This window comes from Tsukamurella pseudospumae (genome assembly GCF_001575205.1).
Lineage (GTDB): Bacteria > Actinomycetota > Actinomycetes > Mycobacteriales > Mycobacteriaceae > Tsukamurella > Tsukamurella pseudospumae.
The window spans coordinates 197,347-223,201 of sequence record NZ_LSRE01000044.1 but is presented as its reverse complement, the minus strand read 5'-3'; the positions used below and the strand labels follow the sequence as shown (position 1 = coordinate 223,201).

Here is a 25,855-nt window from a genome sequence, read left to right as displayed (position 1 = left end):
GCGTACGGTGGCTGTAGCCAGCGCGCCGCAGCAGGGGCAGGACCCCGCGCGGCGAAGGGCGACCAGCGGTCGCAGCAGGCTCACAAGATCCGCAATTCAGTTTCACCCGCGCATCGCGCAATTCATCCGCTTGGTCAGGGACCGGCGTCGTCGAGATAGAGCCCCGACGGATCCAGTCACACCTACCGATTCGGAGAAACCATGAACACCATTAATTCCGCCCGCTTCCGCGATTTGTTCGCGTTCGGCGGCGACCAGGCCACCGGCTACTCGACCAGCGGTGACGTCCTGGTCAATCAGACCGCCGACGGCGTCGACCTCGCTTCCCTCTGGACGCAGGCGCAGACCGCGATGCAGATGTGGAACCAGAAGCGCTCCGCCCTGGCCGCGCTGATCTCGTATCCGACGGTCGCGCCGGGCGACGCCATTCCGCAGTCCCTCGGCGGGGATCACTTCGAGGAAGCGTCGGAATTCGGCGAGCCGACCGGCCTCCGCGCGGAGCCGAACGCCCTGATTCTCGGTTACACCTACACGGATTACGACATCGCATCGCGTTTCACATGGCGATTCCTGCGCGATGCCAGCGCTGAGCAGGTCCGCAGCGTGATCGACCGCGCGTTCGAGGCTGATAACCGTCTGACCACGGGGAACATCCTTCGTCGGCTGTTCGACCCGACGCAGGGATCGAACGAGTTTTCGACTCCCGTGTATGGCCTCTACAACGGCACTGACGGGATGATCCCGCCCCCGTACGCGGGTCAGACCTTCCCGCCCGAGAACAGCCACTACCTCGTTTCGGGGAACGCAGCGCTCGACCCGGGCGACCTCCTGGACGCGCTGAATCAGGTCCGCTCGAAGGGCTTCGGCGTCGACGGCAATTCGCAGCTGGTGATCCTCTGCCACCCCAACGAGGGCGAGCTGATCAGCACCTTCCGCGCGGGCGTGGAGACCAACGGCATCGTGTCGAAGTTCGACTTCATCCCGTCGGCGAGCGCCCCGGCGTACCTCACGCCGGAGAACATCGTCGGCAAGGTCGCGCCCGCCGAGTTCGGCGGCCTGCCGGTCGCGGGTAGCTACGGGCCTAGTTGGGTGATCGAGTCGCACTACTTGCCCGTCGGCTACGTCACCGTCGTGGCGACCGGTGGGCCGAACAGCAGCCGGAACCCGGTCGCCTTCCGCCAGCACGCGAACCCGAGCTACCAGGGCTTGCGAATGATTCCGGGTCGCGATCAGCGGTACCCGCTCCAGGACAGCTTTTACGCAAGGGGTTTTGGTACGGGCGTCCGATACCGGGGCGCGGCCTGCGTGGTCCAGGTGAAGGCGTCCGGCGCGTACGACGTGCCCGACTGGACGTGGCGCTGATGAGCCGCTCTGCCGGACGCCGCGATAGGCGTCTGTCGCCGGTGGACCGGACCGAGCTGGAACCCAGCGAGTTCAGCTGGGGACCGGGTCTCACGCCTCCCGACCTCGCGGAAGCCCTTCCGCGCGAAGGGGGAATGTACTGCGGGATGGCTCCGCGCGCCGAGGAGCCCGCTGGTCTGCGCGCCCTGGCCGCTGAGCTGGCCGACCGCAACGCGCGCGGATCGAGCGCGAGCGGTCCCGGCGATGGAGGGTCGTCGTGAGCCGCCGCAGCTTCAAGCGGGACCGTCAGGGGCGGTTCGCGGGGGCCGGATCGAAGATCGGGTCCACCGCCAAGGGAGCGAAGTCGGCCGCGAACACCGCAGCCAAGACCTACTCGAAGAAGGTCGGGAAGTCAGTCGGCAACGCCTACGTGAACGGCAGCTTCGAGAAGCACCTCGTCGTAGGCCAGGGCGGAGATTACAAAGGCGTGAAGGTCGGGGCCGAGTTCCGATCACCCGCAGGCCGAGGCGTGGTCGTCAAGGGGATCGCGGGCTATCACGGCAAGCCCAATCGCCGCCTCGACGTGACGCCCTCGCTCGACAAGGCCCAGAAGCAGCTCACCGTGACCGCGAAACCGAACCCCGCGCGTCGTAGCGCAGCAGCAGGCCGAAAGGTCCGGCAATGATCGCCGGCCGATTCCGGACGACGCCACGCCACGCAGATCGGAGCAGGGCGGTTGACGCGGCACCGGGTAGCCCGTGGGGGCCACCCACGCACCGCAGGCAGCCACCGCGAACGGCAGCGGCCCGCGATAGGCGGCTGAGCAACCGCAGCACGCAGCCCACGGGCCGCACCAAACTGAACAGGAGACGCCGGGCAGAGCCCGGCCACAATCTCGGGGAGCGGTACCTGTTCCGCAACCCGACGACAGGTTGACTTGTCCCTGTCGCGCGTCGTCGACTTGTCCGACGCGGCGCGGAGGAGAGAGCCACGGTCCGGCTCTCTCCCCGCAACCGACCCCCGCCGAGGCGAAGCGACCGCTTTCAATTCTCCTAGGCGGGGGTTTCGGCTGTTCGGAGCGGCCCGACGAGCCTACTTCTCCTCTAGGAGGATGCGCGTGCCCTTGCCGCTACCTCCGTAGTTCCAATTCATCTCCCAGCCGTCCCACGACACGCTCTGCGTCCCGTCAATCGGCCGTGTCTCCTTCACCTTGTAGTCGACGCTCGACGGTGCGCCCGACTCCTTCAGGAGGCAGTTGTACACATCCTCCGCGGCCTGGGTGCCAGCGAAGAAGTTGTACTCGATCGACTTCTTGTCCGACCCCAGCGTCAAATAGCTGGAGTCCTTGTTGCACTTTTCAGCGACCTGTTCGGCCGTGACGCGATCGTCTCCGCCCCCGCATCCCGTCAGGACCAGCGTCCCCACCGCTAGGCCGACCCCGGCCAGCTTCCATCCGCGCATCAGCGCCTCCTTCTAGACGTTCCATAGCATCGCTCAAGAGAAAGTCAAGAGCGCGGGATGATCGTACGGTGGTCCACCGGCAACGGAGTCAGAACCTTAAGACTGCCTGAGTGTGAGCAGTATCCCCGTACCCGCGCGAGGCGCGGGCGCGTCAGCGCGCCAATCAGGCGGTCGGAAACGGCGCTCTACGGACTACCGGAATTAGTTAGGGACTGTTCTCGCGCTCGTTTCTCCTCGGGATCACGGACGGAGTCGCGGAAGTGACTGCAGTCCAGCGAGTTAGGGGCGGTGGCTGGCGCGCTACCCGCGCCTAGTGGGTGGTACAGTTGGCGGCAGTAGCCAACCGGCCACGGCATTGCGCCAGGCGGTATAGCTACAGCTGACGACGATTCAGGGCAGGCCGTGACTCTGCCGTTCACTTCCGAATTTGGGAGTGTGCACGGTGGTGCGGCCTGACTTCTTCGTTTAGCTCAAGGCTCCTTTCGTGGACACTTCCTCGTCCCAAGGAGCATCGGCCATGAGCCAACTCACCCAGACCGCGCAGCGGGTCGCTACGCCCGCGCCCAATCGCCAGCAGCAGCGGAGCATCGTCAATCGCGACGAACTGTCCAACCTCCCGACCCGGAAGGGAAGGGAGGGCGCGCTCGAATTCTTCCGGGAAATGGGTATCACCGGCATCACCCCGACCCGGCTTCGCTACGCGCAGGAACGCGGTGAGCTGCGCCGTTTCACTCTCGCGGGTCACTCCTGGTACGCCGACGTGGACCTCTGGGATTGGCTCCAGACGCTCGCGTCGGGTGGTCAGGAGGCGCAGCAGTGAGCGCGGAGGACCAGCAGAACATCCCGCCCGAGCTGATCGAGGTCGCCCCGGCGCTCGGGATGTCCGGCGCAGAGCTGTCGGCAGCTCATAGTCCGTCCATCGATCACCTACTCGCGATGAATGAGCCGAAGGTCACGATCATGGGGCCGGACGGCCACCGCGTTCTCGTACGAGAGCGCAGGCTCTCGCGCAACGTGAACAAGCACCCCTTGGGCGTGGCGGGACTGGACCGAGCCCGCAACGAGGATCGCGGCCCGGCGACCTACGCCGAGACCGTCGAGATGCTCGGCGAAGACCGGGTCCGCGAATTGGAGGCGTCGAGCGACCCGCGCGACCGAGCCAGGGCGGGGTGCGCCAGGCTGGAAGTGGACCCGAGCGATAACGTGATCGACTACGCGGGGCACTATCCGGATCGGTTGCTGCTGAACACGAGCCGTCCTCCGCAGCCGTTGCTGCCGGGTGGCCGCGAGTACACCCTTGAAGATCTGCGGGCACACGATTCCAAACGCTGCTACTACGAGGGGCCGCACGTCCAGGAGCGGATCGCCGCTGAGGAACGCGTGTGTCAGCTGGACTACGAGCGCGTCCGCGCGGCTGGTGCTCCTGATCGCGTCGTCGTGATCCACAATCAACCGGAAGACGTGTGCACGGAAGCGCATCCCGTTCCCGTGATGAGCACGCCGCTACGGATCGTCCGGTTGCTCTGGCGCGAGACGGCCGAGAGCGGTTTCGCGCAGTGTTGGTGGTGCGAGGAATGGCAAGACACGGAGATCGACGCGATGATGGTGGTCACCTGCGGGCCGACCACGCGGGTCTTTCCGACGTGCCCGACCTGCGAGGAAGTCTTCAAGGCTGACCTCGGCGACGGTGTGGACTTCGTATACGTGAGCGACCGGCGCTTCTTCCAGATCGGCTTGCCGAGCGACGAGTACTTGCCCGACGTGACGGTCCGGCTCGACGGGACCGCGCAGTGAGTGCGGAAGCGGCGGTGTCCGCGCTCGTCGTCCTGTGCGCAGCCGCGTGGCTGGTGTATTGCGCCGTCCAGGCTGACCGTTCGCTGAGGCCTGACGTCGTCACGGTCGGCTGCAACGGGCCGGATGGCGGTAACGGGCGCACGCGGTGCATCTCAACGCTGTGTCCGAGTCTGGAGCCGTTGTGCGCCTGCTCGAAACGAGCGAGCGACCTCGGGAACTCAGCTCCCGAGGCCGCTCCGACCGGGTGTAACAGTGCCGCATCTATTTCGTTCGGGAGAGCGAAACTCCTCCATTAGTCAGCAGGGCTGACCTTCCAATCGCGGTGTGGGGCACCGCGATTAAGCAACCTCAGAAAGGCGCTCAATGAGCCAGCCTACACCTGGCGAAGTATCGCCGCCACCACGTAAACCGCAGCAACGCAGACGAATCCGTGTCACACAATCGACGACACGTGACGGATGCGTGCTGTTTCGGTTCACGCCTCCGAGTGTTCCCGACGTCGCCGGTTTGAGCCTTCGAGACGCCGCCTTGGCCTACGCGCGGGCCGGATGGTTCGTCTTGCCGGTCGCATCGGGGAGCAAGAACCCCGGCACCGTGGTGGGCGGTCGCTGGCAGGACCAGTCCACCCGCGACCCCGAGCAGATCGAGGAGTGGTGGAGCGAGAATCCCGACTACGGGATCGCGCTGCACATCGGTCGCAGCGGCGCGATCGCCTTCGACCTCGACGGAGCCGCGCTCAGCGAACTACCCGTAGACCTGGCCGATGGTCTCCGCCAGGGCGTGTGTCAGCTGTCCCGCGTGGGGAATCCTGATCGCGGGCACTACCTGTTCGTCAACGACGGCGGGTATGGCAACGGCGCGGGGGCGTTCCGGTCGTTCGGGGACGTGCGCGGCAAGAACGGCGTGATCATCGTCGCGCCGACACCGCACGTTCGCGACGATGGCGAATACCGATGGGCGAACACCGGAGGGCTGCCAGGCCTCCCGGAAGAGTTGCGTGCATGTCTTTCTGCCGCCACAACGGACGAAGCCGACCCGCTCACCGAAGATCAGATGGCGCAGTTTCTCACCGCAGAGGAACACACCCGAGCGGATCGCCCCCAAGCCTTGGACGGGGTGCTGGCCGCTTTCGAGAAGGAAGTCCGTAACGGCGGCAGCAGCCACGAAGCGGTCGTCAGGGCGTTGCCGTGGGCCTTCCGTGAGGTGATCGCAGGGTGCTACCCGGTGGCTACGGCTCTACCCCGGCTGGATCAGGCGTTCAACGAGTCGTTCAGTTGGGAGGGGCGTGGCCTGGACGGGCGCAGTTCGCCGGCTCGGAACGAATTCCTGCGAACAGCGCAGTGGGCGGCGGCGCAGGCCAAGCTCGCGGACCCGGCGGAGACGCTGGCCCGTTTGCACCGCGGGGTGAACACCACGGCGATCACGGGCGACCTCGACGCCGACATCCAAAACGAACTGACGAAACTGCGCGTGCGGGACCGCGCCAGGGCGGCCTATGCGGAAGAGAAGGCTCTCGACCGCCTGAATGTCAACGCCGACCGGGCGATGGACGGCCTGGCGTTCCTCACCGAGGCTGTGAACGAATCCCCCTTGTGGGGGTCAGGGGATCAAGTCCTGTGGGCTCCCGGCGAGGGCCTGATGATCTGCGGTCCGCAGGGCGTGGGCAAGTCGACCATCGTCCAGCAGCTGATGCTCGCCAGGTTGGGCCTCAATCCGCCGGAGATGTGCGGGCTGCCGGTCGCTGTGGATGAGCGCCCGATCCTGTACCTGGCGATGGACCGCCCACCGCAGATTCGCCGGTCGATCAACCGGATGGTCGACACTTCCGACGAGTCTGTGGCTGCGACGCTCAAACGACAACTGGTCGTGTGGAAGGGACCGCCGCCGGTCAACGCAGCCGAAGCGCCTGACGTCTTCGCGCAGTGGGTAGCGATGCACGGCCGCGATCCAGGGCTGGTCATTGTGGACTCGTTGAAGGACCTGGCGTCGGGGCTGGGCGAGGACGCGACCGGCTCGGGGATCAACACCGCCATGCAGTCGATCCTCGCCAACGGCACCGAGTTCATCGACCTGCACCACCAACGAAAAGCGACGTCGGACAACCGCAAGCCGGACAAGCTGGCCGACGTGTTCGGCAGCACCTGGCTCACGTCCGGCATGGGGTCGGTACTGCTCGTATGGGGCGAAGCCGGAGCGCAGCGGGTGGAGCTAACGCACCTGAAGCAGCCCGCGTCGCCTGTCGGGCCGCTGATGCTCGACCACGCCCACGGACAGGGGGTGTCCAGCGCGATCGATCCTGAGGCGATGGTCCTGCAACTCGCGACCGAGGCCGGGGCGGTTGGGATCACGGAGACCATCGCCGTGGAGGCCGTCTACGGCGACATCGAGGACGAGACCGAGCGCAGCGCAGCCAAGAAGCGCATTCGGCGGCGACTGGACAAGCTCACCCGCGAGGGCCTTCTCCGCTACGTGGCGGGCGGTAAGGGCGGGTCCGGTGGCGGAGGAAGGGCCGCAACGTGGTTTGTCGTACGGGCGTAGCGGGCCGAGCGGGTATCGGAGGCGGTTGCAAAACCGCAGGTAGGGGGCGATGCCCCACGCGGGTATCGGAGCGGGTCCGATACCCGGCACGATGCCCGCCGATACCCGCTCCGTGCGCGGGCAACGCAAAACCGCAGGTAGAGGGCGATACCCGCACCTACCCGCAGGCCGGGTATCGGAGCACCGGCCAAGGGCGATGCCCGCCCGCCTATGCATATAGGCGGGCATCGTCCGACCCGGTTGGCGGCTAGGGCAACGGTCAATCGGATTCGAACAGAACAAAATTGGAAGGAAGCAGCACATGAAGGAATCGTCTGAGCACATCGAGAATCAGCAACCACCCGCCCTGGCATCAGAGACGGCGGGCCGGTGGGTCGTCGACGAAAGCGATCCAGAGTACGAAGTGTGGGAGGCCTTCGACGGCATGGCTGTCGAGGACGCGACGACGCCGAAGGACACACCTATGAAGGAGACTCGCTGGAACCCCGAGGGGTTGGCAAACCGCTGCACGGCGCACCGCAAAAACGGCGACCGCTGTAAGCGCGCCGCGATAGCCGGTGGGAACGTGTGCCGTGTGCACGGCGGAGCCGCCCCGGCGGTCCAGGCTGCCGCTCGTGTCCGGCTGGCGATGGCTGCCGATCGGATGGCCGCGAACCTACTCAAGATCGCCGTGGACGACGACGCCCCGGACAGCGTCAAGCTCGCGGCCACGAACTCCGCCCTCGACCGCGCGGGCCTCAGCGCCAAGACCGCCGTGGAAGTCTCAGTTGATCCAAAGCCGTTCGAGCAGTTGCTCGCTGGGATGGCGACGATGACGGGCGGTAGCCGGGCTGCCAGCCGCGCCGAGCGCGGAGTGGCCGACACCGAGGACGCCGACTGGATCGAGGCCGAGATCGTCGGGATGCACGCCGCCGAAGAGCGGGCCGAGCGCCCTCCTATGCCCCGGCCCGTCGAGGAGCCGGCGATCACGGACGGGGCGGGCTCGGGATTGATGAGCATGGAGGAGGCTCTGGCCGCTCTCCGCGCCACCACCCCGCCACCCGCAGCGCCCGCACCCCGCCGCAGGGGCACCCGGTAGCTATCGCGGGGGCCTGGTTGCCCCGCCACGCTGGCAGCGGGGCGGCTTGGCCCACGGGCTAGGGCAGTGGCACGTCAGCGCTTAGGGCGACGCACGCGGTAAGCGAAAGACTCGACAGGACAGGGCTATTCGCTACAACATCGAACAGGCGTACGAGGTAAGGTGGGGTGCAAGGGGTGCACTCGGGGCCGCGCCCCCTGGACCACACAGCAAGGGAGACAACGGATGAGAGTCATCGGATACGTGAGAGTGAGCACGGACAGGCAGGGCGAGAGCGGCCTCGGCCTGGAAGCGCAACGCGACGCCCTGGCGCAGTGGTGTGCGGCTCGCGGGCATGAACTGCTCACGGTCACCACGGACGTGGTCAGCGGGGCCAAGAACGACGCGATGTTCGGGCGTGAGGTCGCCGTGGCCGCAGTGGAATCGGGAGTGGCGCAGGGACTTCTCGTCCGCGCGCTGGATCGCGTCACCCGTGACCAGTTGGACGCCGCGCAGATCATGAAGCGCGCGAACGATTATGGATGGCGGCTCTTGGACTGCGAGGGCGCAGACAGCGGCGACCCGAGCCAGCGTCTCGTCGCGGACGTACGGCTCGCGGTGGCCGCAGAGGAACGCCGCAAGATCGGCACCCGCACCCGCGAAGCCCTGGACCAGAAGCGCAGCAAGGGCGACCCGGGCCTGATCAGTGTCTCGGCGCAGCGCCGTATCCAAGTGCTCGCCGCGCAGGGGCTCGGCGCTAAGGCCATCGCCAGCACGCTCACCACCGAGGGCATCCCCACCGCTAAGGGCGGCACCGAATGGAGCTACAGCAGCGTCAGGCGCGCCCTGGCCCGCATCGAACGAAAGGCAGCCTGACATGGCCTGGATCACGAAGTACGAGACCACCGAGCGCCGCCGGGGGAAGCCCGTCGCTACCTACCGCGTCACGTTCAAGGACGTAGTACGGGACGAACACGGACTGCCGATCCCGGTGGACCCGGCGAAGCCGAACGGTCGCAAGAAGACGACGAACCGGCAGGAGACCTTCCCCACGCGGGAGCTGGCCGAGGCCCGCCGCGACGAACTGAACGCGGCCCGCCACACGAACGGCACGTCCGCCCTGGCTGATCAGCGAATCGCCGGCGATCTACCGTTCGGGCACTACGCGCAGGCGTGGATCGAGAGCCAAGCGCTGAAGGTGGCGCAGGGCCGACTGAAGCAGCGGACCCTGGACGACTACGAGCGCGTCGTCAAGCGGTACGCCCTGGACCGGTTCGCGGCCAAAGCGGTCGCGAGCATCACCCCGCGAGACTGCGAGCTGTTCCTCGCGGACCTGGCGGCGCGGAGACTCGCACCGAAGACGGTCAATCACGCCTGGCTCGGCTTGAAGAACGTCCTCACGTACGCCACCCGCCACGGCGCGATTCCCGCGAACCCGTGCGATCAGGTGGACTTCAACACTGGCCGCGCCGTGGGAGACCGAGAGAAGTTCCAGCATCACCCGCTCACCGCCGAGCAAGTCGCCGCCACCGCGCAGATCGTCGGCAAGCTCTACCCCGTCTACGAGTTGCTGGCGTACTTCCTCCCCTACTCCGGACTGCGGAAGGCCGAGTGCGCCGGACTGGAGATCCAGGACCTAGATTTCACGACCCGGCCAGCGAGCGCGGCCAACGACGGCACCGACTCCTCTGTCCAGTGCGTCGTGCATGTCCGCCGAACTAAGGACCGCAAGGGCGGCGAGTGGGTCACCAGCACACCCAAGAGCCGGAAGTCCCGCCGGTCGGTACCGCTACCGCCCTGGCTCGCAGAGCGGATGCACGCGTATCTCCGCGACGTGCATCCCCGCGCAGACGAGCCCACCGCTCCTCTGTGGCCGAGCCGCAAGAACGGTGGCTACCGCGTGAAGGGCGAGCGCACCGTGATGCCCCTGGATTGGTCCCAGCCACCCGAGCTGGGAACCTGGTTCGAGACGATCCTTGCCCCGGCGCTAGTGGAGGCCGGGCTACCCGTGAGCCGACCCGCCCGCGCCGCGAAGTCCGCCACCGAGACCGCCCCGGCAGTCCCCGCGCAGCCAGCCGTCCGGGGCGTCCGGCTCCACGACTACGGGCGGCATAGTTTCGCGACGATGCAGCTCTCGGCGGGCGTCCACTTCATGCTCGTCAGTCAGTGGATGGGCCACGCGCAATACACCCTGACGTTGGACACTTACGGCGACTGGATTCCCAGCCAGGACGGCGGCGCGCTCAACAACCTCCCGGCCCCGGCTCGCATCGCGGACACCGCGGAGCAGAGCGAGCCAGAACGCGAGATCGCCCCGGTCATCCAGCTATTCGGTCGATAGGCGAGACGTCGTCGGTAGGCTCTGTGACATGGCCGAACTTCCATCGCTTACTGAAGCTAGCAGTCTGTGCAATGCGACAGCCTTGGTGATGAGCGCGGTGGCTCAGTTGCCATACCGTGAACCAACGGTCTCGAATATTGACGAGTACGACGCAGAGCACGGTGGTGGCGCCATTCCCGATCCCCTTCTGACAGCTCAGCGGTACACCCGCTTCTACCTACTTGGGGCGGGGGACTTCGTCTTCAGCCTCGGCAAGTTGCTCAGCCTCGAACAACCGATGGTCATGTCCCCTGCCGTTCTGGCTCGCTCCGCGGCAGAATATTCGAGCCGGTGCGTTTACGTGAGCGACCCGACCGACTCGCCTGAGATGCGGATCTCGAAGGCAATGAATCTGTGCAGGGATGGCTTCAATGACCACGGAGTAGGTAAGCCTGACGCTGACCCAGAGCTTATTGAGCTGGCGAAGGGATTCAACGACTGGTCCAGTCAGCGCTCGCTACCGAAAGCGCCGCTGCCAAACTACACGAACCTGATCCATCAGCTTTCGCCCGAGATGGGGCGTCGAGAGTATCAGCGACTGTCCGGTGTCGCCCACGCCAACGCAATCACTCTGTCGGGTGCAGTCATCTCGGCGCAGTTGGAGAGCGACCATAACGTCGATCAGTCCTGGCGAAACGCGCTGTTCGCGTCTCATTGTGGCGTGCTCGCAGCGATGAGCGTCTGCCTGCTGAGAGACGGAGATCTGACGCAGGTAAGCAGTTGTTTCTCTGCGTTCAAACACTACGAGCTGAAGTACAACCAGTTCGTATGGGATAGGGATGTTGAGCGAGGAATCACGCCTGACTGGCCGCGACCGACCGTTCCAGCTGACGACTAATCTTCGGGAAATCGGCGCTACTCAATCACTTCCACGATCTCAATATTCTGCGAGAACGGCACGTGCATCTTTTCGACGCGGCCGTCCATGCCCGGCAACCCTGGCACCGTCGGGAACTTGACCCAGATGGTCATGCCCGGTGCGCGCCCGTCATTGACACGGCGGAACTTCACGAATTTTGCCTGAAAGTTGAAGTCATCTCCGTGGCATCCCATGAACTTGCCGAGGTAGCTATCGTCCAGCTGTCCGGCAGTGACGCTAGTGTTGGCAGCGACCCCGCGGCCGTTGCTCAGGCTATTGAGGACCTCAACGCCGTCGATAGAGGTCTCATTCTCTGGAATCTCGCTCACGTGCTCATCATCCCACGCTGCTCCGACAGGTTTCGGACGTTCCGGACGTACTACCCCGTGTCGCGCCGGTTGGGTAGCACGGGGGTAGCACGGGCGAGGCCAACGGGCCTTTGAAGTTGCTCGGCAAGCCGCTTACCTGCGGCGATGTGGTGCCCCCGGTGAGACTCGAACTCACACTGGACGGGTTTTGAATCCGTTGCCTCTGCCAATTGGGCTACGGGGGCGTCCGGCGGACCGTCGGAAACGGCCAGCCGCGCTAGCTTACCGGGCGGGGTCGGGCGCCCCGGACTCAGCATCCACGGACGCGAGGAAGGCGTCGATCACGGGCCAGGTCTCGCGGACGGCGTCGGGGCCGGCGACGAGGCCGAGGTGGCTCGACTCGACGGTCGCGAACTCCACCCGCGGCGAGCCGGTGAACAGGTCCACGCCGTGGCGGGCGGTGTCCCACGCGCACAGCGCATCCCGGTGCGAGCCGAACAGCTGCACGGGCACGTCGATGGTGTGCAGATCGATCGTCCGCTCCCCCAGCGTCACCTCACCGGCGGCGAGCTCGCCGCGGAAGATCAGGCGCTCCCACAGCTGCGTCGCCAGCTTGCCGGGATACCCCGGGAAGGTGCGCTGGAAACGGTCGATGACCTCCATGCGGGCCAGCTTCTCGGGCTCGCCGAGGTTCTCGAGCACGAACTTGGGCTTCTTGAGCTCCCGGTCCCACGAGGTGGCGCGGTAGGCCACCTGGACGATCGGCGCCGGGATGCCGCCGAGCAGCGCGATCAGCGCGCCGGGGCCGAAGCCGTCGACCGGCTTCATCACCGAGGTCACCAGCGGATAGGGCTGCTGCACGGCGTAGTTCAGCGGCGTCGCGATCGACACGATCGACCGGATCGAGGCCGTCGACGCGCCGGCGGCGAGGAAGGACAGCGTGCCGCCCAGGCTCCAGCCGTACAGGTCGACGCCGGCACCGGCGGGCACCTCCCCGCCCCAGAAGTCCTCCAGGGCCCGCGTGATGGCCTGCGGGATGATGTCGAGGGCGAAGTCCTCGAAGCCGAGCTTCCGATCGGCGTAGTTCATCTCGCCGAAGTCCACGACATAGGGCACGCGCCCCGTCGAGGCGAGGTGCGCGACGACGGAGGTCTCGGGCGAGAGGTCGTAGCAGGTGGCGGGCGCGGCGATCGGCGGCACCAGCAGCACCGGCGCGGCACCGGCGACAGCGGCCGAAACACGCTCGGAATCCGAGGCGAACCGCCGGAGGGTGCGGTGGGCACCGTCGGCCACGACGACGTGCGGGGTGCGCGCGACGGGACGGATCCCGTCGCCCAGCGTGAGGGCCCAGAGGTTGCCGGCGCGCTCGCGCAATTGAGTCAGGCTCAATACGTTCATGGACCTACGGTACCGCGCACGTCGCGGCCGATTTCCGTCGACCGGTAACGTACCCCCCGATGAAGGACACCGCGCCCACCCCGCACCGCGTGCTCGTCGCCGAGGACGAGGCGATCATCCGCATGGACCTCACCGAGATGCTCCGCGAGGAGGGCTACGACGTGGTCGGCGAGGCCGAGAACGGCCAGGTCGCCCTCGACAAGGCCCGCGAACTCCAGCCCGACCTGGTGATCATGGACGTGAAGATGCCCGTGCTCAACGGCCTCGAGGCCGCGCAGGACATCGCCCGGGAGCGGATCGCCCCCGTCGTCATGCTCACCGCCTTCGGTCAGCGCGAGTTCGTCGAGAAGGCCCGCGAGGCGGGCGCGATGGCGTACCTCGTCAAGCCCTTCACCAAGGCCGACCTCGTTCCCGCGATCGAGATCGCCATCAGCCGCTTCGCCGAGCTCGCCGCCCTGGAGAAGGAGGTCACGACCCTCTCCGGGCAGCTCGAGACCCGCAAGCTGGTCGATCGGGCCAAGAGCGTCCTCATGCAGGCGCACGGCGTCTCCGAGCCGGAGGCCTTCCGCTGGATCCAGCGCACCGCGATGGACCGGCGCACCGACATGAAGACGGTCGCGCACCTGGTGATCGACACACTCGGCGGCAAGACCGAGTCCTGAGCCCGTCAGTGCGCCGCCGGTGCCGGCGTACCGGTCAGGTGTGCCGCCACCGTCGCCAACACCGGGGTCAGCGCCTGGGTCGCGGAATCCCACGTGTGACCGTGGCTCGACGCCTGCACGGTGCAGGCGATGTCGACCTTCTTCATGGCGGCGCACAAGGTCTGCGATGCGCCGGCGGAGTACGGGTCCGGCTCGTAGCCGCGGCCACCGGCTCCTCCGCCGCCGCCCTGCCCGCCCCACTGGCCGGCCGGGTGCTGCCCGCCCGCCTGACGGGGCTTCCCTCCCGGTCCGCCTGATCCGCCCGGCCGGCCCGGATGCCCGGCCGCGTCGACGAAGATCCCGGCCACGCCCTGGTAGGCGCCGTGCTGCGCCATGACCTTCTGCGGGTCGTAGGCGTCCCACTTCGAGGCGTCGCCGCCGAACAGGCGGGAGATGGTCTGCGCCTGGTTCCCGGCGTTGGGCCGGAGGTCACCGCCGATGTCGCCGAAGGCGCTGAAGAGCTCCGGGTGCATCACCGTCAGGTCGACGGCGCAGGTCCCGCCCATCGACCAGCCGATGACGCCCCAGTGGGCCGCGTCGGACGCCGCGCCGAAGGTCGAGATCACGTACGGCCGCACGTCCTTCGTCAGGTGCGAGGCCGAGTTACCGCGCGGACCGTCGACGCACTCGGTGTCGTTGTTGAAGCTGCCGCCGGAATCGACGAACACCAGGATCGGCGCCCGGCCGCCGTGCTGGGCCGCGTACTGGTCGGCGGTCTGCGTGGCCGAGCCGAGCCGGATCCAATCGGCGGGGGTGTTGAACTCGCCGCCGATCATCTCCACCGCGGGCAGCGCGGGCGGGGTCTTCCCCGTGAACCACGCCGGCGGGAGGTAGACGTACTCGGTGCGGTGCGCGAAGCCGCTCGCGTCGTCCGGGATGTCGACGGGGACCACGCGCCCCTGCTTCTGGACGGTGTCCCGCAACCCGGGCAGGTCGCCCTGAGCGGTCTGGTTCGGCAACGGGCCGGCGGTCAGGGCCGACCACGCGACCTGCACCGTGCGGTAGTAGCCCACCCACTGGTTCACGACCAGCAGCGCCGCGACCAGGAGCAGCGGCACCGCGACCACCGAGACGATCCGGCCCCTCCACCGTCCCGACCGGAAGCGGACGATCGCCGCGATCAACGTCGCGACCGTCAGGCCCAGCCACACCCAGAGCATGACCGGCGCGGGCTCCCCCGCGACGCCCTGCGCACCCATCTCCGCGTCGGCACCCCACGCGGCCAGCGCGCCCAGCGCGAGGCAGACGGGCAGCCCGATTCGCAGCCACCGCCCACGGCCCAGCAACACGACCGCTGCGGCCACCGCCGCGAGCACGAACACGGACAGGGGCAACCAGCCGGTGAGCAGCGATACCCCGCCGCGATGGTCCATCACTCGACCGAGGATCCCCGGCGTTCCCGGGAGAACGCTGGGAGCCGCCCGGCAGGCGGCTGTCAGGCGAGCCCTGTCCGACGGTGCACCACCCTCCCGCGGGAGGGCACGGTCACCGTCGGGCCGTCAGACCGCGCGGACGGGACGCGACGGGGGCAGCTGCTGACCCCGGTAGTAGCCGGTGCGCGGCATGTTCGGGAACGCGGGAGCGTCGCCGGCGGCCTTGTCGTTCTGCCGATCGATGACCTTCTTGACGGCCTGCGGCGAGGTGCCGGTGTACCGCGCGATGTGAACGATCGGAATGCGGGCGGCGTACGCGGCGAGGATGGTCTTGCGGTACTGCTCCTCAGCGTTCGCCTTCAGGTGCGACCAATGCGAGATCGGGCTGAGGAAGTCGCGGACCTCTTGAGGCGTGGGCTCGGGGACCTTCGGCATCTCTACTCCGTGAGTTCTAGCCCGGGGCGGGTGCCCAGGCAGGCTGTTTAAGGGCGTTCGTGGCGTACATCGACCGTCCGCCGTGCTTTGTTACACGCCGGTTGGATTAGTTTGCCAGGGGTGGTACAACGGGCATCGATGCATCCCTCATCTGTACTGACTCAGCAGCCCGACGCGCTCCACACCTGGGTCTTCACGCCGGTCGTGACCACCCTGATGGTCGTCGCGACCGTTCTCTACGTCTACGGCGTCGTCCGAGCCCGACGCGCCGGTACGGCGTGGCCGCTCACGCGGGTCGTGGCGTGGTTCGTCGCCATGGCGCTGCTCGTGTTCGCGGTCAACAGCGTCATGGCCGAGCTGGCCAAGCACCTGTTCTGGGCGCACATGCTCGTGCACCTGGTCCTGATCACGGTGATCCCGATGTTCCTCGTGCTCGCCGAGCCGATCCGGCTGCTCGCCACGGCCACCGGGGAGACCGGGAACCGACGCGTGCGCGCCTTCCTCGGCAACCGGGTGGTCCGCCTCGTCACCAGCCCCGTCGTCGGTCTCCCGCTGTACGCGTTCGCACTGATCAGCACGCACCTCACCGGGTTCCAGGACCTCGCTCTGGAGAACCCGTGGCTCAAGCAGCTCGAGTACGCGGGCTACTTCGTCATCGGCTGGATCTTCATGCTGCCGCTGATCGGCAACGAGCTGTGCGGCCCCACCAAGCTCTCGCATCCGCTGCGGTTCGCGTCGTTCCTGCTGGCCATGGGCCCGGACACGCTCGTCGGCGTGACGCTGATGATGACCACCAGCGAGCTGGCCCCGGGCTACTCCGCGTCGCGCGCGGGCTGGGGCCCCACGGGGCTCGAGGACCAGGCGGCCGCCGGCGCCATCATGTGGTTCGGCGGCGACGGGCTGATGATGATCCTGCTCCTCGTCGTCGCCTTCCAGTGGATCACCGCGGAGGCCACCGGCAAGCGCGGCGGCGGCATGGGCACCTGGCTCGACTCCGCGCGTCGCGGCACTCTCATGGGTGACGGCGATTCGGATGTCGATGTCGACGACGACGACGACGAGGCCGCGCTGGCCGCCTACAACGCGCGCCTGCGGGAGATGAACCGCGGGCGCTGATCAGCCCAGCGTGTAGACCTGCGCCCCCGGGTACGTACCGAACCGGATCGCGATGGCCGCGACCAGAACGGCGGCGATCACGCCGGCGCACGACCAGCCGACGACCTCCACCTGCTTGCGGGTGCGCTTGTCCCGCGGCAGCAGCTCCGGGGCGTAGACGATGCCGGCCGTGACCGCCGCGCCGGCCACGAAGCCGCCGGCGTGGCCCAGCCAGGAGATGCCGGAGAGGGTGAAGGACGCGACCACGTTCACGCCGATCAGCACGAGCAGCGAGGTCGGGTCCATCTTCATCCGCAGGAACAGGACCAGCTCGGCGCCGATCAGCCCGAAGATCGCGCCCGAGGCGCCGACGGTGACCGTGTTCTCCAGCCCGAACCACAACACCGCCGCGCTGCCGCCGAGCAACGACAGGGCGTAGATCGCGCCGAACCGCGCCCGGCCCAGGGCCTGCTCGATGTTCCGGCCGAAGACGTACAGCGTGAACATGTTCACCAGCAGGTGAATGGGCCCGAAGTGCAGGAACCCCGAGGTCACCGCCGTCCACCACCAGCCGTTAGCGGTCGCCGGCTCCGACAGCGCCAGCTTCGCCACCTCGGTGGAGTACATGTTGTGCTCGATGCTGCCCGAGGCCTTCGCGCTGAACGCGAAGGCGATCACGTTCACCGCGATCAGCGAGTAGGTCAGGACGGGCTGCCAGTCACGACGGGTCGTCGATCCGAGTGCGGTCATGCCGCTAGTCCACCATGCCGGGGAACACGCCCCCGAGCACGACCCCGGCGACGAGGACCGCGACCGTACCGAGCACGACGGCACCGTCGAGCCGTGTGGGACCGCGGTCGGGCTGCGCGACCGCCCCGAGTCCGCCGCGGGAGCTGATCGCGTCGGCGAGCTCCCCCGCCCGGCGGCACGACTGGACCGTCGCCAACAGAAGCAGCTCCAGCATCGTCTCGATGGTCACGCCGCGCGGCCGACCGCTGGGCCGGAGCGGGCGCCGCTGTCGCGCGAGCCCCCACATCGTCCGGACCTCCGCCAGCGCCAGCGGCCCGAGCCGGATCGCCAGCGCGAGCGCCGACGCCGCGGCCACGCCGCGACGGCCCAGTCCGCCGAGCCGGTCGAGGCAGGTCTGCAGGAAGCCCGGGACATCCCCGAGCGGGGTGGTCCAGCAGAACACCAGCGCCGCGAACAGCGAGACGAGCAGCGCCGCGAGTGCGCGGAAGAAGACGTCGACGCCCGACAGGCTGATCTCGACCCCGAAGAGGTGCCCCGTGGTCGCGCCGGAGCCCATCGCGGTGAGGAACAGGCTCACGAACCCGAACGCGAAGAACAGCCGGGGCAGACGCGGCCAGGCCCGCCACGGCGCGCCGGCGAGGAGGAACCACCCGAGCAGCACGAGGGCCGAGGCGCCGATGTTCCACCAGTCGGTGCGCACGCCCATCACGACGCCCATCGCCGCGAGCACGGCCAGCTTGGTACCCACCCACACCCGGTGGGCGGGCGTCTCGCCGGGCAGGGGCCGGCCCACCACGTCGCCGAACTGCGGTCGCCCGGGGCGCTTGCGGTGCGGCTGCGGCGCCTCACCGGACGCCGCGACGTCGTGGACGCGATCGGTGACGCCGCGCAGGGGCGCCAGGTCGTGCGTGACGATCACCAGCGTGGTGCCGGCCGCCTTCGCCGCGCTCAGCGCCTCGGTCATGTGCGCCGTCGCCTCGTCGTCGAGGCCGGCCAGCGGCTCGTCCAGGACCAGGACCTGTGGATTCGACGCGAGGAGGCCCGCGAGGACGACGCGCCGCTGCTCGCCGCCGGAGAGTTCGTCCGCGCGGCGGTCGGCGAAGTCCGCCGGGTCCAGCCCGACCAATCGCAGGGCTGCCCGTACGCCGGCCCCGTCGGCGCCCGACGCGTCGGCCACGTCCTCGCCGACGGTGTCGCGCAGCACCTGGAGGCGTGCGTGCTGCACCCCGATGACGACGCGTCCGCGTCCGTTGACCACGGGCGCACCGTCAACGGTGACCGATCCCGCGGTGGGCTTCAGCAGGCCCGCGATGATCCACGCGAGGGTCGACTTGCCCGCCCCGTTGTCGCCGGTGATCGTGAGCGCGGTGCCGCCGGGAACGACGAGGTCCAGGTCGCTGATCACGGGGCGGTCCCAGGGCGTCCCGGCGTCGCGGATCAGCGTCACGCCCTGCAGCTCGACGGTGCCGCGGGCGCGAGTCCGCGCGGGCACCGTCGGGCCCGCGGGCCCCGGTTCTCCGCCCGACGGTGCCCGGGGCGGCCCGAGCCGGACCTCGCGGTCCGCGCCGGCCGCCTCGGCCTCGTGGTGCGTGACGTGCACGACCGCGGTCCCCGCATCGGCGATGTCCCGCATCACCCCGACCACTGACGCGCGCCCCTCGGCGTCGAGCATCGCGGTCGACTCGTCGCTGATGAGCAGCGCGGGCTCACGGGCCAGCGCGGCCGCGACGGCGAGCCGCTGCAGCTGCCCGCCCGAGAGGGTCGCGGTCTCGCGGTCGGCCATCCCCGACAGCCCGACGCGGCGCAGCACCCCGTCGACATCGGCATCGGGCGCCAGCGCGCGGCCGAACCGCACGTCGTCGCCGACGCGCACGCCGAGGACCTGCGACTCGGGCCGTTGGAAGACCACCGCGGTACCGCCCGGCTCACCCAGGCCGGGCCCGCCGGGCCGCTCCACGACGCCCGTCGTCGGGGGCGCGCCCGCGAGCACGCGGGTCAGCGTGGACTTGCCGGTGCCGTTGCGCCCCGTCACGGCCAGGTACTCCCCCGGCTCGACGGTGAGCTCGGGCACGTCGAGCGCGAGCCGATCGCGGTACCGGACCGTCACGCCCTCCAGCCGGACGGGCACGGGGCCGATCGGACCGTCCGCCACCGGGACGCCGGACAGGTGCCCGGTGGCGCGCGGAAGCACCCGGTCGGCGCGGGAGAGCAGCGCCCCGAACGCGGCCCGCGCGAGAGCGACCGTCGCGAGCACCGCGACGATGAGCAGCAGCGGCACCGTCAGTGGCCACCACCGCAGCGCCCAGTCCCAGATCGCGACCAGCGCCCGGCCGAGGAGCCCGAGGTGGATGTTGCCGAGGATCCGGGCGAGGCCGGTCACCGTCGAACCCGTGATGCGGAAGAGGAGCTCCCGGACGCCGGGGAAGATCACCAACAGCACGACGGCGAGCGCGGACGACGGGATCGCCAGCAGCGGCAGCGCGTAGAGCACGAGGCGGCCCGTCGACCAGCCCCGGCGGATGGACGCGCCGAGCAGCATGCCCACCAGTCCCGTCTCGATCGTCAGCACCACCGGGGCGGTGCCGCCGAGCAGGAAGCCCATCGTGACGCCGACGAGGAGGGCCAGCGCGCACGTGCGGAAGGTGTGCCGCAGGCCGATCACGCCGAAGGGCAGGCAGGCGGCGAAGGACACGCCGATCGCCAACGGGAAGACCTGCGAGATGAGGACCAGCGCGGCGGCCACGTCGGCCAGCGCCGCGGCCTCGGTGATCTGGCGGGCGCCCAGATGCCGCGAGGGCGCCCGCTCCGTCGTCTCGGTCAGAACTAGCTCACGTAGACGACGACGGGGTCGGACGAGTTCGCCAGCTCCGCGCCGCTCACGGGCGTGCCCTCGACGCCGCCGACGGTGACCCGGTAGTTCAGGTCGGTGTCGACGTCGAGCGCGGACAGTTCGAAGCGGAAGACGCAGCGGCCGCCGCGCAGCTCGCCGCCGCCGAGGGTGGACTCGAAGCTGGTCTTGCTGTTCCGGAAGACGACCTTGGCGCCCTTCTTGACCTCCGCGGCGTCACCGGCCCCCGAGCACGCCTTCTCGGTGGGGCGGTACTCGGTGGGGAAGAGCACTACGGCGCCGGTCCGGTCGAAGGCGTTGTTGGCGAAGCCGAAACCCACGGCGAAGACACCGACCACGGCCATGACGACGCCCGCCAGCGCGGTGATCACCACGACCCAGGTGCGGTTGCCCGGGCCGTGCCGGCGCCACGGCTGCTGCGCGCCCGGGGGCAGCGGGGTCGGGAGCTCCGCGCGCGGGTCACGGCCCGGCGTGCCCTCCGGCACGGACGGTATCGCCGAGGTGTTGTCCCGCTCCTGCGTGTCCTGGCTGGTCACTTCGCCCCCTTCGACGGGAAGTACTTGAGCACACCCTCCTGGGTGGTGCTTGCTACCAGAATGCCTTCTGCATCGAAGAATTGCCCGTTCGACATCCCGCGCCCGCCGTCGGCCACCGTCGAATGCGAGGAGTACAGGTTGTACTCGTCGAACCGGACGCGGCGGTGGTACCACAGCGACTGGTTGAGCGTGACCGCCATGATCCGGTCGTATCCCCAGGACAGGCCGTGTCGCGTGATGATCGAGTCGAGGATCGTCGTGTCCGAGGCGTAGGCCAGGGCGGCGTCGTGGATCACCTGGTCGTCGGGCAGCGGACCCGCGGTGCGGATCCAGACGTTGTTGTCCTCCTGGATCAGGCCCTTGCCCTTGGCGATCCACGCGGTGTCGTTGGTGAAGCGCATGTCCATCGGCTGCGGCGCCTCGACGAACATGGTGACGACGTCCTCGTAACCCTCGAGGGTGTCCTGGATGTTCGGCAGCCCCTCGGGTCCCGGCACCTGCGGTGCCGGATCGCCGTGGACGAGCGGATTGCGCCCGTCCGTCTGGTAGGCCAACTGCATCAGCGCGAGGACGGTGCCGCCCTGCTCGACCGAGACGAGCCGGTTCGCCACGTTCCGCGTGTCGCGCAGCCGCCGGACCACGAACTCCAGGTCCGCGGTGACCTCGCCGCCGTTGATGAAGTGCGTGTGCGCGGCGTGCAGGAACAGCGAATCCCGGGACCCGGGAACGGTGTTGCCCGACGCGACGATCGCCTGCGAGAGGATCTGACCGCCGAAGGTACGGGACGCGACCTTGGCGGGGTGAGAGCCGAGGAACCGGTCCTCCCCCGCCTCCGCGAGGTCGAGCGTGCCGAGGAACTCGTCGAAATCGGTGAGTGTCTCCGTCATGACGAGAAGCCTACTGGGGCGGGTCCTAGTGGTCGTCCTCGCCGATCCGGTGCACCTGGATCAGGTTGGTCGAGCCGATGGTCCCGGGGGGCGCACCGGCGACGATGACGACCTGATCGCCCTTCGAGTACCGGCCGATGCCCTCGAGCGACTGGTCGACCTGCCGGATCATCGCGTCGGTGCTGTCCGCACCGTCGACGAGGAAGGTCTCCGTGCCCCACGACAGCGCGAGCTGGCTGCGGACCTCGGGCAGCGGCGTGAATGCCAACAGCGGCAGCCGGGTGTGCAGGCGGGCCAGGCGGCGCACGGTGTCGCCGGACTGGGTGAAGGCCACGAGGGCCTTCGCGTTGAGCCGCTCGCCGATGTCGCGGGCGGCGTAGGAGATGATGCCGCGCTTGGTGCGGGGCACGTGGTTGAGCGGCGGGACCGACGGTCCGCCGTCCTCGACGGCCTGCACGATCTTGGCCATGGTCCGGACGGTCTCGATCGGGTACTTGCCCACCGACACCTCACCCGAGAGCATCACCGCGTCCGCACCGTCGAGCACCGCGTTCGCGACATCCGAAGCCTCCGCCCGCGTCGGACGGCTGTTCTCGATCATCGACTCGAGCATCTGCGTCGCCACGATCACCGGCTTGGCGTTCTCCCGGGCGATCTGAATCGCGCGCTTCTGCACGAGCGGCACCTCCTCGAGCGGCAACTCCACACCCAGGTCACCGCGGGCGACCATCACGGCGTCGAACGCCAGGATCACCGCCTCGAGGTTCTCGATGGCCTCCGGCTTCTCCAACTTCGCGATCACCGGGATCCGACGGCCCACGCGGTCCATCACCGCATGCACCCGCTCGATGTCCGCCGGCGAGCGGACGAAGGAGAGGGCGATGAAATCCACACCCAACTGCAGCGCGAACTCGAGATCCTCGATGTCCTTCTCACTGAGCGCCGGCACCGACACGTTCATCTCCGGCAACGACACACCCTTGTTGTTCGACACCGGGCCACCCTCGGTGACCTCACAGACCACGTCGTTGCCGTCCACCGAGGTCACCGTCAGGCCGACCTTGCCGTCATCAACAAGGAGGCGGTCGCCCGGGCGGGCGTCCTGCGCCAACTCCTTGTACGTCGTCGACACCCGATCATGCGTGCCGACCACATCGTCGACGGTGATCCGGACCGTCTCACCCGTCTCCCAGACGGTGCGGCCATCGCCTGCGAACCGCCCCAGACGGATCTTCGGGCCCTGCAGATCCGCCAGGATCCCCACCGCACGCCCGGTCGAGTTCGACGCCGCACGGACGCGGTCGTAGTTCACCGCATGATCGGCGTGCTCACCATGACTGAAATTGAGGCGGGCGACATCCATGCCCTCCTCGACGAGAGCGAGCACCTTCTCCTCGGTTCCGACAGCAGGGCCCAGAGTGCAGACGATCTTGGTTCGACGAGTCACGGCGACCACGTTAGTCCTCCTTATTCCGCAATGTGGAGTCTCCCGGCAACCCGCCGGTATCCATCTGACGAACATTGTCCTCCGCGACGGCGTCGCCGTCCTTGTCCAGCGACAGCGTCTCCGACGGTTCTTCCTGGTCGGGGGCACTTTCCGCCGGATCCGGCTCCGGTCCGGCCACGAGCACCGCCGCCTCCCGCCCCTTCGGGGCGAGGAAGAAGTAGGCGAGCGCGCCGGCGAACACGAGCGCGGCGGTGAACACGTTGATCCGGACGCCGAGGATGTGGGTGGCGTGATCGTCGCGCATGAGCTCGATGAAGAAACGGCCCAGGCAGTACCCGGCGACGTACAGCGCGAACAGGCGTCCGTGCCCGATGCGGAAGCGGCGGTCGGCGATCACGAGCAGGCCCGCGACCAGCAGGTTCCACACCAGTTCGTAGAGGAACGTGGGCTGCACCGTGGCGAGGACGACACCGGTGCTGTGCCCGTCGAGCACGTCGGGGCCGCGCTGGCCCACGTCGTTGGCCCGTTCGAAGATCTTCAGTCCCCACGGGAGCGTGGTCGGTGCGCCGTAGAGCTCCTGGTTGAACCAGTTACCGAGACGGCCGATGGCCTGCGCCACGATGATCGCGGGCGCGATCGCATCGGCGAAGGGCCCGAGCTTGATGCCCATCTGCCGGCATCCGATCCACGCGCCGACGCCGCCGAGCGCGACGGCGCCCCAGATCCCGAGGCCGCCGTCCCAGATCCGGAACACCGCGCCGAAGCCGCGCCCGTTGGCACCGAAGTACGTCGTGAAGTCGGTCATCACGTGGTAGAGCCGGCCGCCGATGAGGCCGAAGGGCACGGCCCACACGGCCACGTCGATCACCTGGCCGGGCTTGCCCCCGCGGGCGACCCACCGGCGATCACCCCACCAGCAGGCGACGATGATGCCGACGATGATGCACAGGGCGTAGGCGCGGATCGGGATGGGCCCGAGGTGCCACACGCCCTGGGCGGGGCTCGGAATGCTCGCGAGGATCACGCCCGTCACCCTACTGACCCGCCGCGGAGGCCGTCACTGCGAGCGCAGTCGCTCCCACAACGCGGGCCACGCCACCGTTCGGTCGGTGTACAGCCGGACCACCGGGTCGCCGTCCTCGCCCGATACGGGAACGGCCCGACGGTGCCGGAACGCCCCGTCGAGCACGGGCGACGGGTCGCCGACCCAGAGGACGGCCCGGGCGTCGTCCGGCGGGCGGCCGAAGTAGTAGTACGCGCGGTGGCCGCTGTAGGCGCGCGGCAGCCCCTGGTCGCGGCCGTAGAAGTCGACCGCAGCGGCGAAGGGGTAGCTCTCGGCGACGATGACCAGCCCGTCGCGGTCGGCGGGCGGCAGGCTCCGATAGGCCGCGACGACGGTGTCCGACAGTCCCTCGAGCATGGTGTCGCCGTCGATGAGCATCGTCGCGGGAGCGCGGAAGGGCGGCGTGCCGATGCGTTCGGCGATCGCCGGCGACCACACCGGCGCGGCCGCGATCCAGCTCGCGGTCGAGCCGAGGAGCGCCAGGACCGCGACGATCCGCAATGCCGTACGCACGACGCGACGGCGACGGCCGGCCCACGACTCCACTGCGACTGCGCCCGCCGCCATCGGCAGCGCGTAGACGGAGGCCAGGTAGTACGCGCGGCCGTGGGTGATCACGATCGCGGCGACGACGAGCACGAGTGCGACGCCGAGGAACCGGTACGGGCGCAGCGCCGGGGACCGCAGCAGCGCGACGACGCCGACCAGCAGGAGGGGCAGCCCGATGAGCAGGCCCGCCCCGAACAGCCCGACCAGCGCGAAGCCGGCGCCGCCCGGCCATTCGGCCCGGACGACGGCGCCCATCCGGGTGTACGCCCAGTCGTGGCCGGCCTGCCACCACAGGGTCGGCACGATCGCGGCGACGGCCAGTGCCGCGCCGCCCCGGAGCGCGGGTCGGGTGAGCATCCGCCGGGGCCCGCAGGCGAGCGCGCCGACCGCGACCGCGATCCACAGCGCGGGGACCAGGAACTTGGTGAGCAGCGACAGCGCGGTGACGGCGCCGGCCGCGAGCAACAGCCGGTCGTCGCGGGTGCGCACCCAGCGGACCAGCAGGTAGACGATGACCGTCCACCACAGCGGGTCGAGCGAGTAGGTCGCGAGCCAGTGCCCGACGGAGCTGACCAGCGACATCGCGGCCGCCGCCGCGGCGAGGACCTGCGCCCATCGACGGCCGCCCAGCTCGCGGGCGATCAGGCCCGTGAGCAGCGTGATCCCGACGACCGCGAGGGTCGCCGGGAGACGCAGCACGACGAGGTTCCCGTGCGCGAGGCGGTCGAGTCCGGCGGCCAGGAGCGGCACCAGCGGCGGTTGGTCGAAGTAGCCGGCGGCCGGGTGGTCGCGCCCGGCGACCACGAAGTAGGCCTCGTCGAAGAAGTACCCGTAGTTGCGGCTGCCGAGCAGCATGACCGCCAGCACGACGGTGCCGACGGCGGCGAGCGGAAGCCGCGCGAGCGGTGGAAGTACGCGGCCCGCCGCAGCGCGCGGCCCGGTGGCGAGTGCGGTGACCTGGGATGTCATGCCCTCGACGGTGCCGGGCGCGCGGCGTCGCCGGTAGCGCCGTTCGGCGGCGCGTCGACCGACGAA

23 protein-coding genes and 1 tRNA gene are annotated in these 25,855 nt (G+C 69.0%); 11 read left to right on the top strand and 13 right to left on the bottom strand.

The window, feature by feature from the left end; translation table 11 throughout:
• The first annotated feature begins 201 nt into the window (after positions 1 to 201).
• Together AXK61_RS18765 and AXK61_RS18760 are read left to right on the top strand one after the other, a co-directional pair.
• The gene (locus AXK61_RS18765; RefSeq protein ID WP_068746638.1) at positions 202 to 1,362 is read left to right on the top strand and encodes a hypothetical protein; all 1,161 of its coding nucleotides are present in this window, start codon (positions 202 to 204) and stop codon (positions 1,360 to 1,362) included.
• Between the two features lie 256 nt (positions 1,363 to 1,618).
• Positions 1,619 to 2,026 carry a hypothetical protein gene (locus AXK61_RS18760; RefSeq protein WP_068746637.1) on the top strand — a complete coding sequence of 136 codons (408 nt, stop codon included), beginning with the start codon at positions 1,619 to 1,621 and terminating at the stop codon, positions 2,024 to 2,026.
• Positions 2,027 to 2,433: 407 nt separating this feature from the next.
• Here the strand turns inward: AXK61_RS18760 and AXK61_RS18755 are convergent, their stop codons facing one another.
• A complete protein-coding gene (locus tag AXK61_RS18755; RefSeq protein ID WP_068746636.1) occupies positions 2,434 to 2,802 on the bottom strand; it encodes a hypothetical protein in 369 nt (122 codons plus the stop codon).
• Between the two features lie 517 nt (positions 2,803 to 3,319).
• On the opposite strand from AXK61_RS18755, the gene AXK61_RS18750 reads away from it, so the two are divergent.
• The 7 genes from AXK61_RS18750 (at position 3,320) to AXK61_RS18720 (ending at position 11,409) form a co-directional block, all read left to right on the top strand.
• The gene (locus AXK61_RS18750; RefSeq protein WP_068746635.1) at positions 3,320 to 3,622 is read left to right on the top strand and encodes a hypothetical protein; all 303 of its coding nucleotides are present in this window, start codon (positions 3,320 to 3,322) and stop codon (positions 3,620 to 3,622) included.
• Complete coding sequence (locus tag AXK61_RS18745; protein ID WP_068746634.1) at positions 3,619 to 4,596, top strand: hypothetical protein; 978 nt, start codon at positions 3,619 to 3,621, stop codon at positions 4,594 to 4,596. Before AXK61_RS18750 ends, AXK61_RS18745 begins: the two co-directional genes overlap by 4 nt.
• Before the next feature lie 462 nt (positions 4,597 to 5,058).
• On the top strand, positions 5,059 to 7,134 hold the full coding sequence (locus AXK61_RS18740; RefSeq protein WP_068746633.1) for a bifunctional DNA primase/polymerase: 2,076 nt from the start codon (positions 5,059 to 5,061) through the stop codon (positions 7,132 to 7,134).
• A gap of 301 nt (positions 7,135 to 7,435) precedes the next feature.
• Positions 7,436 to 8,212 carry a hypothetical protein gene (locus AXK61_RS18735; protein ID WP_068746632.1) on the top strand — a complete coding sequence of 259 codons (777 nt, stop codon included), beginning with the start codon at positions 7,436 to 7,438 and terminating at the stop codon, positions 8,210 to 8,212.
• Positions 8,213 to 8,437: 225 nt separating this feature from the next.
• Positions 8,438 to 9,067, top strand: a complete 630-nt coding sequence (locus AXK61_RS18730; protein ID WP_068746631.1) for a recombinase family protein — start codon at positions 8,438 to 8,440, stop codon at positions 9,065 to 9,067.
• Between the two features lies 1 nt (position 9,068).
• Positions 9,069 to 10,532: a tyrosine-type recombinase/integrase gene (locus tag AXK61_RS18725; RefSeq protein ID WP_068746630.1), complete on the top strand. Its 1,464-nt coding sequence runs from the start codon at positions 9,069 to 9,071 to the stop codon at positions 10,530 to 10,532.
• A 28-nt stretch (positions 10,533 to 10,560) separates the two neighbouring features.
• Positions 10,561 to 11,409 (top strand): hypothetical protein, encoded by an 849-nt coding sequence (locus AXK61_RS18720; protein WP_156485746.1) that lies wholly within the window; start codon positions 10,561 to 10,563, stop codon positions 11,407 to 11,409.
• A gap of 17 nt (positions 11,410 to 11,426) precedes the next feature.
• Here AXK61_RS18720 and AXK61_RS18715 read toward each other — a convergent pair whose 3' ends face one another.
• From AXK61_RS18715 to AXK61_RS18705, 3 genes are all read right to left on the bottom strand, one after another.
• Entirely contained in the window at positions 11,427 to 11,759 is a 333-nt protein-coding gene (locus AXK61_RS18715) for a hypothetical protein (RefSeq protein WP_068746628.1), read from the bottom strand.
• A 147-nt stretch (positions 11,760 to 11,906) separates the two neighbouring features.
• A tRNA-Leu gene (locus AXK61_RS18710) sits at positions 11,907 to 11,983 on the bottom strand.
• A 37-nt stretch (positions 11,984 to 12,020) separates the two neighbouring features.
• Entirely contained in the window at positions 12,021 to 13,136 is a 1,116-nt protein-coding gene (locus AXK61_RS18705; protein ID WP_068746627.1) for an alpha/beta hydrolase, read from the bottom strand.
• A gap of 59 nt (positions 13,137 to 13,195) precedes the next feature.
• Between AXK61_RS18705 and AXK61_RS18700 the strand changes: the two genes are divergently transcribed.
• Positions 13,196 to 13,798, top strand: a complete 603-nt coding sequence (locus AXK61_RS18700) for an ANTAR domain-containing response regulator (RefSeq protein WP_068746626.1) — start codon at positions 13,196 to 13,198, stop codon at positions 13,796 to 13,798.
• A 5-nt stretch (positions 13,799 to 13,803) separates the two neighbouring features.
• Here the strand turns inward: AXK61_RS18700 and AXK61_RS18695 are convergent, their stop codons facing one another.
• Together AXK61_RS18695 and AXK61_RS18690 are read right to left on the bottom strand one after the other, a co-directional pair.
• Positions 13,804 to 15,210, bottom strand: coding sequence for an alpha/beta hydrolase (locus AXK61_RS18695; protein ID WP_156485753.1), 1,407 nt, complete (start codon positions 15,208 to 15,210; stop codon positions 13,804 to 13,806).
• Between the two features lie 126 nt (positions 15,211 to 15,336).
• The gene (locus AXK61_RS18690; RefSeq protein ID WP_068746625.1) at positions 15,337 to 15,645 is read right to left on the bottom strand and encodes a helix-turn-helix domain-containing protein; all 309 of its coding nucleotides are present in this window, start codon (positions 15,643 to 15,645) and stop codon (positions 15,337 to 15,339) included.
• Positions 15,646 to 15,783: 138 nt separating this feature from the next.
• Between AXK61_RS18690 and AXK61_RS18685 the strand changes: the two genes are divergently transcribed.
• Positions 15,784 to 16,761, top strand: coding sequence for a cytochrome c oxidase assembly protein (locus AXK61_RS18685; RefSeq protein WP_068746624.1), 978 nt, complete (start codon positions 15,784 to 15,786; stop codon positions 16,759 to 16,761).
• Here the strand turns inward: AXK61_RS18685 and AXK61_RS18680 are convergent, their stop codons facing one another.
• The 7 genes from AXK61_RS18680 to AXK61_RS18650 form a co-directional block, all read right to left on the bottom strand.
• Positions 16,762 to 17,490: a rhomboid family intramembrane serine protease gene (locus tag AXK61_RS18680; protein ID WP_068746623.1), complete on the bottom strand. Its 729-nt coding sequence runs from the start codon at positions 17,488 to 17,490 to the stop codon at positions 16,762 to 16,764.
• 4 nt (positions 17,491 to 17,494) lie between these two features.
• The gene (locus AXK61_RS18675) at positions 17,495 to 20,233 is read right to left on the bottom strand and encodes an ATP-binding cassette domain-containing protein (RefSeq protein ID WP_068746622.1); all 2,739 of its coding nucleotides are present in this window, start codon (positions 20,231 to 20,233) and stop codon (positions 17,495 to 17,497) included.
• An 80-nt stretch (positions 20,234 to 20,313) separates the two neighbouring features.
• Entirely contained in the window at positions 20,314 to 20,874 is a 561-nt protein-coding gene (locus tag AXK61_RS18670) for a hypothetical protein (RefSeq protein ID WP_068569034.1), read from the bottom strand.
• Positions 20,871 to 21,761: an acyl-CoA thioesterase gene (locus tag AXK61_RS18665; RefSeq protein WP_068746621.1), complete on the bottom strand. Its 891-nt coding sequence runs from the start codon at positions 21,759 to 21,761 to the stop codon at positions 20,871 to 20,873. Before AXK61_RS18665 ends, AXK61_RS18670 begins: the two co-directional genes overlap by 4 nt.
• A gap of 25 nt (positions 21,762 to 21,786) precedes the next feature.
• Entirely contained in the window at positions 21,787 to 23,208 is a 1,422-nt protein-coding gene (gene pyk / locus AXK61_RS18660; RefSeq protein ID WP_068746692.1) for a pyruvate kinase, read from the bottom strand.
• A gap of 10 nt (positions 23,209 to 23,218) precedes the next feature.
• Entirely contained in the window at positions 23,219 to 24,232 is a 1,014-nt protein-coding gene (gene lgt, locus AXK61_RS18655; protein ID WP_082777793.1) for a prolipoprotein diacylglyceryl transferase, read from the bottom strand.
• 33 nt (positions 24,233 to 24,265) lie between these two features.
• Positions 24,266 to 25,789, bottom strand: coding sequence for a glycosyltransferase family 39 protein (locus tag AXK61_RS18650; protein WP_068746620.1), 1,524 nt, complete (start codon positions 25,787 to 25,789; stop codon positions 24,266 to 24,268).
• Between the last annotated feature and the right edge of the window lie 66 nt (positions 25,790 to 25,855).